Consider the following 13,712-nt stretch of genomic DNA (forward strand, 5'->3'; position numbering starts at 1 on the left):
CGCTTTACCTCCAACTTTTACGAAGAACCGTATAAATACCGATGCAAATAAGTAGAATGCCGCCGCCAAATAATAATATTATTGTTATACTAATTGGCTCTTCATTCATTGTTTCATTACTCGCTACTTCATCTGCACTTTTTCTGACAATGTATTCACTGCTAAACAAACTATTTTTCGTATCTTTAACACTATTATTCTCTTTTGGTTTTGTAAAAAGAGAATCTCGCAAAGCTTCCATATCTTTTTGTTCTTTCTTTTTCTTTTTCTCAATTTCTTCTTCTATATCTTTGTTAAATAACTCAATCGATGCTTTATCTAATTCTGTTTCCTTATGTTCCTTTTTATTTTTTTCTTGGTCGCTTTCTTCAAGTCGATCCACTTTAAACTTAATCTTCCCATCATCACCAAGATAACTGTCAGCCGCGCTCCTTATCGGTAGCGCGACAAACAGTAAAAGGATAGAGAGAAATGATAACTTAGCCACTATGCTCCATTGTTTGATCATTTACTTCTTTTTCCTCCCATTTCTTATGCCATACAAATAGATTACTAACCAATCCAATAATGGCAATTACAAACAATACGACAAAAATAACTTTCCCAGTATCTTTACCACTAATAAAATCATTTAGAAAACTTTCTATATACTGAAGCGGTGAGAATTGACGTATCTTTCCGACAGAAGACATTTGATCTACTTTACTTCCAACTGCCTCAGTTAAAAATAGGTACATGCTTAAAAATACTAATAGTATAAACATACCTACCATTTTTATTTGTCGTAATAAGTAGGTTGAGACCAATACAAACGCCATCATAATAAATGTGATGAACGCAATCCATAGTAAACTTTGATCCTGACCGAACTTTAAAAGACGCCCAGAAATGATACCTATACTAATCCCTTCCACAATTGATATACCGAAAGCTACTACTGTAGTTGGTACATTCATATCAATTAATGAGAATTTCTCTTCAAAATGATCTGATTGCATTCGTTTCTTTTCTTGATTCGCAATTGCGTATGCTGTAAATAATGCAACAATGAAACAAGTTAATACAATTAAGTATGGTGTAAAAGCATTTCCTGCTACAATTACTCCATCATTTTGCTTTTGAACTGGACTAGCTAAAAAGTCATATAGCATCTCATTTTGACGATCTCCAATACGGCTATTCGCTAAAATTTTCGTAAAGTTTTTGGAGAATGATTTATCATCTTCCATTTTCTTCGTAAAGTCATTTAATAATAGATCAGCTTTTGAAACAATTGTCGTTCCGCTGTCTTGAATTTCTTTTGCTTGTCCATTAATTTGATCAAATGTTTTATATACATCGTCTGAAGTTGCTAAACTATGCTTCGAACTTTCGACCAATGACTGACTTTGCATCATTAATGATTTAATACCAGAATCTAACGATAAAATAGCTGTTTGCTCACCAGCATGATTTGTTGTTAATACTTGCTGCTCTTCAACTAGCTTTAAGCTATTCTCACGCCATTTCGCTAAACCTTTTAAATACTCTCCTAAATTTTCATTCATACTAGTTGCTTGTTGCGTCGTTCCATTTAATTTCTCCGCTAGTAGCATAGAATTTTGATCCGCACTAGTAATAGATTGTTGATAAGAGTTTATTTTTTGTTTTAAACCTGACATATCTTGCTTTATTTCTGTAGTAATACTTGATGAAACAAGATTTGAAATTAAATCAATTAAACTTTGTTTATTTAATACGTAGTACAAAGATTGATCCGTCGCAATTGCATCTAAACTTCCCTCTTCTAACTTAGGACCTACATCTTTCGTTCTTAAATCAATCCCATAATACATTTCGTAAAGGCTCATTAAACCTTGATAACTTTCGACTGTATCTACTGCTTCTTTTATTAATACACTAGATATATTTTTTGTTAATACTTCTGCTTTTTGATGTACTACTTGATTCGTTGTACTTTCAGTAACTTTACCGTTATCTGTTCCCGTTTCGCCTCCTGGATTTCCTCCGGTCCCGTTGTCTGTTCCCGTTCCGCCTCCTGGGTTTCCTCCGGTTCCGTTGTCTGTTCCCGTTCCGCCTCCTGGATTTCCTCCGGTTCCGTTGTCTGTTCCCGTTCCGCCTCCTGGGTTTCCTCCGGTTCCGTTGTCTGTTCCCGTTCCGCCTCCTGGGTTTCCTCCGGTTCCGTTGTCTGTTCCCGTTCCGCCTCCTGGGTTTCCTCCAGTTCCGTTATCTTTCCCTGTTGTGTTTTCCATTTTTTTAATAATAGGGTTTTTAGCACTGTGTACTAACGGCATTATGCCATACTGTGATTTATGAACCACATTTTCCACCTTGCTATTTTCCGTTTGTGTTCCTTTATCTTCTTTGTTAGGTTTTTCTTTTTCAGGACTAGTTTCTTTTTTATGAGTCCCACTCAATTCCCACTGCCACATTACAGGAGAGAAAACATCTATATTGATGTTTGGATCTTTTAACTTCACATTCAAATTAATTTTTATATCCCCTTCATTACGAGGAGGTATAGTGATTTCTCCGTTTTTCTCCAGAAACATACTTGTGTAATCCACATCATCAATCTTCAAAGCTTCTGTACTTCCATATAGTTCAAACTCTTCCGGAATACTTATCTTCAAAATTTGCGGAGATTCCATTTTAATTACTTTCGCAGTATCACTAAATGTAATTCCCTCTGTATAAAGTCTATCCTTTACTTCTTTAATAGCGTTTCCTAAAGATATTTTATTTACAGGATCATAATAAAAATTATTTTCTTTATTATATTTTTTTGTAAATTGAATTACATTTTGCAGTTGTAATTTCGTTGTATCTGGCAAATCACTTTGACCGATTTCTTCCATGTTTAAACTAGGTAATTTCGCAATTAAATTCTCGATTTGTTTCTTTATTCGAGCATCTGGTTGTTTCATTAATGTATTTATGAAGATTTCTTGCTTTCCATCATTCGACATAGATTGCTTTAACTTCTTAATTACCGTCTCTTGAATATCACTTTCTAACTTTCCTGCAAGTTCTGTATCATATTCAGATACTTGTTTTTTTACATCTGCTAAATATTTTTGAATCGCTGCAGCATCAGTTAAAATATTCGGTTCTTTCTCTGAAAACGTAAATTGATTTGAAATAATTTTATTAGCGGATTCCAATGCACTTAATTGCTTTAAAGCATCGCCTGTATTCATATCATTCATATATTGATTGAATTGATTTGTGAAATTATTCGCTAACAAATTGTTATCAGTTTGCATTTTTTGAAAGTTATTAAAACCATCTAAGTACGTACTGTTAGATTTATTCCCTTCATCTAACGCTTGACCGAAACCTTTTAAAACATCCTGAAATCCTTTGAAACTATTAACAGAAACACCTGTATAATCTTGTACTGTTTTAAATTGATTTGTGTAATTTGCTAACGGACTATGTATATCTTTTTTATACATAGTTGTTTGAACGTTTCCTTTTTCAATTATTTTACCTATATTATCTTGTGCACCTTGTAGCTTACCGATAATACTCGCAAAATAAACGTCGATTATTTGCTTATTGAAATCTTCTAAAATAACAGAAGCTGTATTTTCTGCCTCAGCTTTCAAATCCTTATTCCCAGTTGCATTTACTTTGTAGTTTAACGTTAATTTCTCTGGAATCTCTGAATCAATCGCAACTGCCTTCCTAGAAAAATCATTTGGAATAACAATCATCATATTGTAATTATTATTTTTCAATCCATTTTCCGCTACCCCGCGGCTAACTACGTACCATTCTTGTTTCGTATTTTTATTTACATTTTTAACAAATTGATCTCCAAACGCTATTTTATTGCCCTCAAATACAGTGCCCTGATCTTCATTTACCAACGCAACTGTCATTTTTGGTGTAGTATTCTCATTAGCTTTCTTAACATTTTGATTTAATGCTAAATAGGAGACCCCTGTTGATAGTACAAGAGCTAAAATAATAAACAACAAGATGCTCCATTTGAACTTTTTCACTACTTATCACTCCTGCGACTGCGAGTCTATCTAATGAAAGACTTCGTATCTTACTCTAGTTTTAAAGTAATTTAGCCATACAACGTATGGTTGCATGGCTAAATTATATATTTCTTTTTATCTGTCTTATTGTAGACCGAAATTACGAGAAAGATCTTCGTCATGTCTAGCAACAGCTTCTGCAGTTTTATTAAGCTGCATATTAATTTCTTGTAATAGCTGTGCGAAGTTTTGTACTTTTGGCTTTAATTGATTGAACTGTTGGTCAAAACCTTCGAAAGCACGACCTTCCCATTCTCCTCTTAATTCATTTTGTAAGTTTTGTAGTTGACGTAAAATGTCCTCAATTTGATTTGCACCTTGTCCATATCGAGTCGCTTTCGATTTAAGCTCCTCTGGTGACATACGAATTTGTCCTGCCATTATTAAATCCCCCTTAAAATTAAAAAATAGTAAAATTAACCAATAATCAATTCTACAAATTGATTATATCAATAATTTAAAAATTTCTAAACAAAAAAATGATATTTTTCCAAAATTTCTCTTTTACTATAATAACGATATATTGTATAATACTAATTTATTTGTTTTTTAAGCACACTCTATAAATCTACTATAAAATAAAGGCAAACCATCTATTTTATACTTATTCGCTTTAAATTCCAGCGATAAAGTAGCCACTAAATCATTATTTTCTCTTCTCTCATTCAGACTATTCTACTCACTTCAAAGTCATAATTACCTGCCTTTCAACAAACCCAAACTCTTCGTACATCTCTTTTGCAAAATTCCCAGCAAATACATTCAACCGAATTTCTGAATACTTCTCCTTTAATTCCTTAATACCAGCTTCCATCAGTTCTCGCGATAATCCTCTCCCGCGATATTCTGGGAAAACGTACAATTCATATATAAATCCAAGTTTTTCACGAGAAAAATAGTCTGTATTTTCCCCTATTAATATCCATCCCATTACTTTATTTTTTTCTTTAATAATTAAATAGCATGCTCCTTTTTCTACAATCGGCTTTGTAATCTCAATTGCTTTCTCGGTACTTAATTGACAATTCCCTCTCGTCCCTTCAAAAAGCGATTGAGCCGAATATTTTAATATTTCATTGGTATCTTCTTGATTCGCCTTAACAATCATTTTTCACAACTCCCCTTGAATAATAGGCATTACTATCGCTTGTTCAAGATTCTCCGCTTCCATAACAATTGCTGTTAATCCGTGTTCTGTACTTGTTTCATGGAGCTCTCCCTTTTCCCAAAACACAGCTTGTCCCGCCTCTATATTTATCTTTTCTTTATTTACCCCACATACATATCCTGCTCCTTTCACAATAAGAAGCAGTTGAGATACAACTGCTTCATGATTACCGATGATTCCATTCTCGTGTAAATGCATAGCACCGATATGTATATTCCCTCGATGGTTTAATATTTTCGACATGATGAAATTAGGTTGAAATACTGATAGGTGCTTTCCTACTTTTTCACTAAAATCAAAAATTTTCATTACTAGTTCTCCTTATACGTATAAAACCATCCTTACTGTCTGCATCATATGTCCTTCAAAGTCTTCTTCAAATTGCTCTAATTCAGCAAAACCTTTCGCTTCATAAAAGCGTTTTCCTTTTTCATTTGCTGCTTCTACATGTATGTACAATTTCCGTATCCCATTTAATGCTTTAATTCCTTTTTGTAATAAAGCACTTCCGATCCCTTTTCCTTGCTGATCTGGTAACAAATAAATCGCACCTAATTCCGCTTCATTTTGTAGTCTAACAGGTGAAAAGTTCGCAAACCCTATTACTTCTCCTTCTTCTTCCGCAACGAATAAATGCGTATTTTTAAGACGATATTTCATTTTTTCATCAGAATATGCCTCGTCTAAAAAACTGTCTTGAATTTCTCTTGGAATAATGCCTTCATATGTATCATGCCAAGCTATTTTTGCTACTGATTGTACAGCATGAATATCTTCTTGCTTCATTTCTCTAATTATATATGTCATCTCGATGTCTCCATTCTCTTTAAATTATATTCTGCTAATATACTAGAAGAAATGGCAGAACCATTTTCATAATTCACCTTAATTAATTTTAATTTCTCAATTGAAGCTGTTACAAAATCAAATTTCTCATAAATATATTCCATTACACTTAAAAACTGCTTTGTATGTAATCTATTTGCAATTGTACAATGCGGTACCCATTTTCCCGGTACGTAATATGAATTTGGGTTGTCATGAAAAGTTTTAAAATAATCATGATAAGAATGATGAAGTTTTAACAATTCATTGGTAACAGTCGGCGCTAGAAAGACCGTTCCATTAGTAGGAAAAATTCCAACAGAAGGAAAAGTTACTGCATCCATATTTTCTTGAATAGCTACAAACTCCCCTAGTTTCTCAGTATACAAATGAACATCTAACTCATTATAATCAGCTAACGTAATATGAGGTTCTACTCCAGCTAGTTGATTTGTTCCAATTACATTTGTTAATTCATTTTGCAGTTCTGTAATTTTATTAGTAAACACACGATCAAATGTAGCAATAATAGCGTACAATCTTTCTCACCCCTTCGTTACACATAGCGCTTCCCATTCTTCACGAATCATGCCCATTCGAATAGAATCATAGTATGTTCCGTTATAATAACGACACTTTCGCATTCTACCTTCTAAGCTCATTCCTATTTTCTCCGCTACTTTCATCATTCGTTCATTGCCAGACCAAGTCGTGATTCCTACTCTACCAATCTCCATTTTTTCAAATAGCAAATCTCTATATAATGTCAATGTTTCTGTACCGTATCCACCATTCCAGTATGTTGGGTCATAAATCACAAGCCCCATCTCTAACCAACGCGTCGGTTTGTATTCCCAATAAAACCCAACTGTCCCAATGATTTGACCGTTATTTTCTATAATTAAATTGGATAGCGGTTCTTCTTTTAAACGAGTTTGCATCTTTTCCTTATAGGATGAGTATTCTTGCATTGAAAACGGAAAATACGGTGCATCCCATTTTTTCCATTCTGGATTTTCTTCTTTAAACACGAGATTCCATAATGTTTTTATATCTGATTCTTCAATTGTACGAATTGTTACTTTATCCCCTTTTACTATTACGCTATTCATAATTTCCTCCTACACTCCTCTTTATTTCATAATATAATTATAATATTTTTTCTGAAAAATCAAAACAAATATCATTTATTATATTGTATAATTTTGTTATAAGGTACCAATTATTGATTTAGAAAGCTGGTGATTCAATGAATAAACGATTTAGTATTGCTTTATTTCTTACTATTATTATGACAAATATTATTCTCTATTTCTTCTTACCATTAAGTATTGTTACGAAATGGGACTTTAATGGAACGCCTACATCAACAATGGATAAAAGCACTTTTGTAATCGTAAATATAATTATATGTTCCTTCTTATTCTTTGTATTTTTAGCTTTATCTAAAGCAGCGAGTAACCAGAAATTTCTCCATTGGATCGGCAACACAATGTTACTATTCTTATTTTTTGTCGATATTGTCATCGCCCTCATCGCTCTTGGCTTTTCACTTCCTCTTGATCATTTCATATTTTTAGCATTAGGGCTTTTATTTATATTAATAGGTTATTTCAGTTCCAAAATTGATACGACTAAATCAACCGTTTCATTAGAATGGAATGATAAGTACCTTGAAAAAAGAGCTTCAAATATTAGTAGTATTTCAATGATGATAGCAGGTATTTTTTTAGCGATACTTCCTTTTATCGTTTCTGATCCCTATAGAGGTTATGCTATACTAGCAATTCTTTTAGGAATGACGCTTATCATTCTGCCAAGTACGATTTATTTACTTATTAAAGACAGCAAGCAATCTACTCCTTTAAAAAAATAGGAGGTTATATCCCTCCTATTTCAGCTTAATGTTTTATTTTTCACTTTTTCTATCTCAACTAAAATCCCTTTCTCTATCCAACCCTCTACGCCATCTTTTTTAATTAAATCATATCCTGAACAGCTATCATCAATGAGAGAAACGATATCTCCCTTCCTAACGCTTATTTGCGCACAAGAAATATCGGTTTTCACTGTATATTCACCTGACTTAAGTTGTTTCATATATTCATTTTTTACAGTGAGCACATTATTCGTTTCCTTTTGTTTACATACGGTGTAATCTTGCATCTTCTCGATAGGCTCTATGTAATAATACGGATATGTCACTCCGCCCTGCATTTCTGAATTCGCATTAAAATCCGCTATTACTTCGTACTCTGGAAAATAGTCTACATATGTATAAGAAAACGTATCGCCCGTTTGTTTCCTCTGAATAATAAATACGTTTAATTGCCCTGCTTCTTTAATTGCATTTCCTCCATCAATTGCAATAATTTTTTTCTCCTTATCAATAACTGGATTATTAGACGGTGCTTCTTCAGAATAGTTCACGACAGGCCAATGACCGACTATTACATACTTATTTGCTTTATGTGATTGATTGAAAAACTCCGGCATTGCTATCGCATTTTTGCGCTCAGTTTCTTTCCAATCTACTCTATCTTCTAGACCGGCATGCACAAAAATATAATCTTCTGTTTCAATCGCTGTTGGCAACTCTGTTAGCCAATATAGTTCTTGTGAAAATTCACTTAACAATGCTTCTTTCACTTCACGAATTGAAGTGCCCTCATGAACTGAAAAACCCAATTGCTCTAGCCATTCATTAAAAATTGAATGCTTCCTCGTACATAAATAATTAATAAGACCAGGATTTTCATTTAGAAGAGCATCAACTAAAACTTCACAATTCCCTTCAACAACGTGAACCTTTGAATTGTTCTTTACAAGATTCATAACGTAGTTTACTACGCCTACGCTATCTCGTCCTTTCTCGCAAAGATCTCCATTAATAATTAAATAATCTTCATCTTTAAAGTTAACTTTATGTAGTGCTTCTTTTAAAAGATTTAATTCTCCATGAATATCAGATATGACAATAACTCTAGCATCATTAGGGATTGATAGTTTCTTTATTTTTTTCAAGTATAAGCGCTCCAATCATCCTCTTTATTAAATTAAAACAATTCGACAAAATACACTATATAACCTTTTCAAATACATATACCATAACTTACAACCTATTTACGGTTCAATAATAACTTAAAAAAATAAGAAGAAGCTGTTCCCAACTTTTGCAGGACAGCTTCTTCTTATTTTTTATAATTCTTTATAAAAAGAATAACTCACCTTATCATACCCTTCTCTTTCATAAAAACGATGAGCATCAATTCTTGAAAATGCTGACGTGAGGACGATAGACTCACATCCGTTTTCCTTTCCCCAGTTCTCTATATACGAGAGTAATACTTTCCCATGTCCTTTTGAACGATGTGCTTCTGCTGTTACAAGGTCATATACGAAAACGTGTTTCTTATTATAAAAGTTCGTACAAATCGCTACACCTGCAAGGCTAACAACTTCATCATTCTCATTACGCAGCGAAAATAGTTTATAATTTTCTTCTTTCATATTTCGAAATAAAGAGCTTGTTTCCTCTTTTGAAAGTTTCATTCGTAATTGCTGTAAAACAGGTAATACTTCATGTAATTGCTCTTCTGTTACTACTTCTTTAACATTCATTTTTAACTCTCCTCTAACTATTTATTTAATTTTCTAAATGTTATATCATTATTATAGAAAGTAACTGCCCTTCACTTAAGTGACAGTTTAAGTGTTTTTTATAAGGCCAGTTTTAAAGGAGAGTTTTATATGGATTTTACTATCCCATTGCAATTACAAAGTAACACACCTATTTACTTGCAAATTTACGAATATATAAAAGCTGAAATTATACAAGGGACTATTTCTGTCGGCACACGTCTACCCTCACACAGAAATTTAGCATCACAACTTAATATTAGCCGCATTACTGTTGAATCAGCTTATCAACAATTATTAGCTGAAGGTTATGTAGAAAGTAAACCGAAACGTGGTATTTTTGTAGCAAATTTCGATATTGACGTTATCCCAAATAAAAAGCGAAATGCAGCAAAGAAGACGAGCAATTTGATAGACGAAAAATTTGAATATGATTGTAGCCAAGGACTTATTGATCAAAATGCATTTCCGATTACAAATTGGAAACGAGCATTACAAGAATCCATACTTACATACGAAAATGCACTATTTGCCAAAGAAGACCCTCAAGGTGAATTCGCTCTTCGAGAGCATATATCAACATATTTATATCATTCTCGCGGTGTCCATTCTTCACCTGATCAAATTGTGATTGGCGCCGGAACGCAGCCACTTCTCTGGCTGCTACTTCAACTGCTTGGCCCTACAAAAGAATACGGCATTGAAAACCCTGGATTTCACCGTATACACGCAATCATTAAAAGCTGTGATAGACAAATTCATCCCATACCATTGGATGAAAAAGGGATTGATATTTCTAGTTTATACAATACAAATTCCAATGTCGCATACGTTACACCATCACACCAATTTCCGCTCGGGATTATTATGCCTTTATCTAGAAGATTAGAATTGTTAAAGTGGGCTAATAATTGCAGCGGATACATTATTGAAGATGACTATGACGGAGAGTTTCGCTACGCTGGTAAGCCGATTCCTTCTTTACAAAGTCTTGATTCAAATGAACGCGTTATTTATATGGGAACTTTCTCAAAATCTTTTTTACCTTCTTTACGAATGGGATATGTTGTTTTACCACCACACCTTTTAAAAACATATCAAGAACTGCATGGAATTTTCAAACAAACAGTCGCTACAATACAACAACTTGCTTTTGCTAACTTTATACAAAGCGGGAATTGGGAACGTCACCTTAATCGGAGTCGTACACTATATAAAAGAAAACATCATGCGTTAGTAAAATCCATTATGAAAGAAATGGGGGCTAATGTTCAAATTCTTGGCGAACAGTCCGGACTTCATATTGTTTTATGTGTCCATAACAGTATGAATGAAAATGAACTGATTGAATCCGCTAAAAAACAAAGCGTTAAATTATACCCACTTTCTCCATATGATTTCGTGAATGATTTACGTAAGGAATCATACGTATTACTCGGCTTTGGTAGTATTCCAGAAAATAAAATTGAAACGTTGGCTACATTATTAAAAGACGCTTGGTTTCCTAGTTGCAAGGAAACTTTTTAACAGTGGATTTAACTTGTAACATGTTAACAATTCAACAAAATAAAAAAGAAGGCTGTCCAAAATAACTTTTTGGACAGCCTTCTTCTAGTTATTCACCTGACCTAGCTTTCCTTCCCGGACGTTTCACACCAGTCGTTTCTGTTGAATAGGAAGCTTCGATTATAGCGGCTGGATCTACAGAGAGAACGAGATCTTTCATTTTCGGATAAATGAATCGGTTTGTAATGCAATAAATGATTCTCTTATGCTCCCCTAAAAAACCACCTTCTCCATGTAGATACGTAACAGATAGTTGCAATTCTTTCATAAGTAAATCGCCTATTTCTTTATTCTTACCAGAAATAATCATAACGCTCTTACCTTGATTAATACCATCTAATATAAAATCAATCATCTTCGTAACAATATAGAAAATTGCTAATGAGAACATCGCTTGTTCGATTGAAAATAAAATGGCAACAAAGATGAAAATAACTGCATTTACTGCAAGTAAAAATGTACTAATCGGTACATTAAAGTGTTTATTCATCCAAACTGCTAACATTTCCGAACCGTCAATTGCTCCACCCATTTTAACAACAATCCCAACACCAATTCCAAACAGTACTCCACCATAAAGTACAATTAATAACTCAGAAGTCGTAATTGCTGGAAAGGGTTTTAAATAAATTAATCCGAGTGTTGTAACTACATTCGCATAAGATGTACGGATAAAAAATTTCTTTCCCATTACTTTTGCAGTAAATAATAAAATTGGGATATTAATTCCTAAGAACACACCATAAAGCGGCAATCCTGCAACTTTATTTGCCATAATAGCAATAGCCGTTACCCCGCCATCTACTAATCCATTAGGTGCTAAAATAAGCTCTAATGAACCTGCTACTATAATTGAGCCAATTGTTAATAATACGTATTCAAATACTTTCTTCATTCATTACCCCCAAAACTTATATATTTTCTTAGTATTATTTTAACGTAATTTTACTACTAATTCAAAGGTATCGATTTATATACACAAAAGTTTCTCCTTTATCGCTATTTTTATGTAACACATGTAACGCGTAATACTAAAAACACACTTACAAATTAAAAGTAAGTGTGTTTTTAACATCTATTTAATCTTTACGTACGGCTTCATTTTTAATTTGAATATTTCCTCAACTGCCCTTTGATATCCACCGGCATTTCTAAGCGACTCTCCCACTTTACGACTATTCTCCTTAAACGTCACATCATCCATTACTTTCTTTACAGTCTCACGTAATAATTCAGAAGTTAACTCGTTGCGATTAAGTCTTATTCCTGCCCCTACTTCAGTCAATCGTTTTGCAACGAATGGCTGATCTCCTGTTACCGGAATTACAACTAATGGAACACCGTAATATAACGCTTCACTCGAACTATTCATACCACCATGTGTCACGAATACATCAGCATGCTGTAAAACTTCTAATTGCGGGACATAATTATACAACTTAAAGTTTTTCGGGATATTTTCAAATTGACTTATATTTATCTTCTTACCAACGACTAATACGACTGTCGCATCAACATCTTTAAACGCTTCAAAACATTTTTCATACAAAGCAGGTTGTTCATTAAAAACTGTTCCCATAGAAATGAAAATCACTTTTTCATTTTTTAAATCTTCGGTAGGAAAACTCCCCACTTCTTTTCGAGTAGCAATTGATGGACCTACAAATTTATACGATTCATCAAATACCTCTGAACGTGGCTGATATTCTTTTGAAGTATATACAATCGTAATATCACCAGGATGGTTCATAATATCATACATACTATTACATTTCATTCCATACTGCTTATTCCATCTTTCCATTCCCGCTAAACAAGATTGATATAATGGATCCATTTCATCTACTTGTCTTGATTCTTGCTCATCATGAAAATTAATGTACTGATTAACAGCAAACGTTGTACAGGATGAAACGCTTGGTAATTGTAAAATATTCGCTATAATACGTCCTACTGGAAAATGATTATCATATATTAAATAATCATATTTTTCCTCTTTTGTTTCTTCTACAATTTGAGTAACAATACGCTCTGATGCTTCAATCATATGAGATAGCATCGTCAAAGGGCTCCCACCTTCATTTACTCGTTCCATAATATTAATTTGAGAGAGAAAATTCTCAAACACTCGGAATTCCGCACCTGTTGCTTCAACCTTCTTTCTATAATCTTCAATACAATAAGAAACAACTGTTTCCCCTCGCTGAATTAACTCACTTACAACAGCTAAAGTCGGATTAATATGACCTTCCCCAGGAAAATTTATTACGAGTACATTTGCCATAACATTCTCTCCTATCCAATTAATATAATAAAATTAACAATTAATTATATTAATTAATTTAAGTCTATTATAAATGAATGCATTCTACTTCTTCATGCTTTTCTCTTCATTTTATTATTGAGAAATATTTTCTATAGTCTACATTATTGTGATTCACAATCTTATAAATGAATGCTTA

The 13,712-nt window shown here is 33.2% G+C and carries 14 protein-coding genes; 2 read left to right on the forward strand and 12 right to left on the reverse strand.

The annotated features are described in order from the left end of the window. Nucleotides 1–4: 4 nt before the first annotated feature. The 8 genes from essA to AU379_RS13755 form a co-directional block, all read right to left on the reverse strand. Nucleotides 5–508 carry a type VII secretion protein EssA gene (essA, locus tag AU379_RS13720; protein WP_000595655.1) on the reverse strand — a complete coding sequence of 168 codons (504 nt, stop codon included), beginning with the start codon at nt 506–508 and terminating at the stop codon, nt 5–7. Further along, a complete protein-coding gene (gene esaA, locus AU379_RS13725) occupies nt 480–4,010 on the reverse strand; it encodes a type VII secretion protein EsaA (RefSeq protein WP_061139415.1) in 3,531 nt (1,176 codons plus the stop codon). The genes essA and esaA overlap by 29 nt, the downstream gene beginning before the upstream one ends. A 126-nt stretch (nt 4,011–4,136) precedes the next feature. Continuing rightward, the gene (locus tag AU379_RS13730; RefSeq protein ID WP_000918601.1) at nt 4,137–4,433 is read right to left on the reverse strand and encodes a WXG100 family type VII secretion target; all 297 of its coding nucleotides are present in this window, start codon (nt 4,431–4,433) and stop codon (nt 4,137–4,139) included. A 298-nt stretch (nt 4,434–4,731) separates the two neighbouring features. After that, nucleotides 4,732–5,160 carry a GNAT family N-acetyltransferase gene (locus AU379_RS13735; RefSeq protein WP_000635649.1) on the reverse strand — a complete coding sequence of 143 codons (429 nt, stop codon included), beginning with the start codon at nt 5,158–5,160 and terminating at the stop codon, nt 4,732–4,734. A 3-nt stretch (nt 5,161–5,163) separates the two neighbouring features. Next, nucleotides 5,164–5,529, reverse strand: coding sequence for a cupin (locus tag AU379_RS13740; RefSeq protein WP_030025429.1), 366 nt, complete (start codon nt 5,527–5,529; stop codon nt 5,164–5,166). A 12-nt stretch (nt 5,530–5,541) separates the two neighbouring features. Beyond that, nucleotides 5,542–6,027, reverse strand: a complete 486-nt coding sequence (locus AU379_RS13745) for a GNAT family N-acetyltransferase (RefSeq protein ID WP_000221048.1) — start codon at nt 6,025–6,027, stop codon at nt 5,542–5,544. Then, nucleotides 6,024–6,584, reverse strand: coding sequence for a 2'-5' RNA ligase family protein (locus AU379_RS13750; RefSeq protein WP_000270892.1), 561 nt, complete (start codon nt 6,582–6,584; stop codon nt 6,024–6,026). The genes AU379_RS13745 and AU379_RS13750 overlap by 4 nt, the downstream gene beginning before the upstream one ends. A gap of 6 nt (nt 6,585–6,590) precedes the next feature. Continuing rightward, the gene (locus AU379_RS13755) at nt 6,591–7,157 is read right to left on the reverse strand and encodes a GNAT family protein (RefSeq protein WP_001089593.1); all 567 of its coding nucleotides are present in this window, start codon (nt 7,155–7,157) and stop codon (nt 6,591–6,593) included. A 137-nt stretch (nt 7,158–7,294) separates the two neighbouring features. Here AU379_RS13755 and AU379_RS13760 point away from each other — a divergent pair, with 137 nt between their 5' ends. Continuing rightward, entirely contained in the window at nt 7,295–7,921 is a 627-nt protein-coding gene (locus AU379_RS13760) for a DUF1648 domain-containing protein (RefSeq protein ID WP_061139416.1), read from the forward strand. A gap of 20 nt (nt 7,922–7,941) precedes the next feature. Here the strand turns inward: AU379_RS13760 and AU379_RS13765 are convergent, their stop codons facing one another. Then, nucleotides 7,942–9,069, reverse strand: coding sequence for a metallophosphoesterase (locus AU379_RS13765; protein ID WP_000721385.1), 1,128 nt, complete (start codon nt 9,067–9,069; stop codon nt 7,942–7,944). Between the two features lie 174 nt (nt 9,070–9,243). After that, nucleotides 9,244–9,666 (reverse strand): GNAT family N-acetyltransferase, encoded by a 423-nt coding sequence (locus tag AU379_RS13770; protein WP_001101112.1) that lies wholly within the window; start codon nt 9,664–9,666, stop codon nt 9,244–9,246. 129 nt (nt 9,667–9,795) lie between these two features. Between AU379_RS13770 and AU379_RS13775 the strand changes: the two genes are divergently transcribed. Next, nucleotides 9,796–11,211, forward strand: a complete 1,416-nt coding sequence (locus tag AU379_RS13775; protein ID WP_000348039.1) for a PLP-dependent aminotransferase family protein — start codon at nt 9,796–9,798, stop codon at nt 11,209–11,211. 88 nt (nt 11,212–11,299) lie between these two features. Here AU379_RS13775 and AU379_RS13780 read toward each other — a convergent pair whose 3' ends face one another. Together AU379_RS13780 and AU379_RS13785 are read right to left on the reverse strand one after the other, a co-directional pair. Beyond that, entirely contained in the window at nt 11,300–12,145 is an 846-nt protein-coding gene (locus AU379_RS13780) for a YitT family protein (protein WP_000755125.1), read from the reverse strand. A 180-nt stretch (nt 12,146–12,325) separates the two neighbouring features. After that, on the reverse strand, nt 12,326–13,534 hold the full coding sequence (locus AU379_RS13785; RefSeq protein ID WP_000024492.1) for a macrolide family glycosyltransferase: 1,209 nt from the start codon (nt 13,532–13,534) through the stop codon (nt 12,326–12,328). Between the last annotated feature and the right edge of the window lie 178 nt (nt 13,535–13,712).

Origin of the sequence: Bacillus sp. JH7, assembly GCF_001563515.1 — a bacterium.
GTDB lineage: Bacteria > Bacillota > Bacilli > Bacillales > Bacillaceae_G > Bacillus_A > Bacillus_A cereus.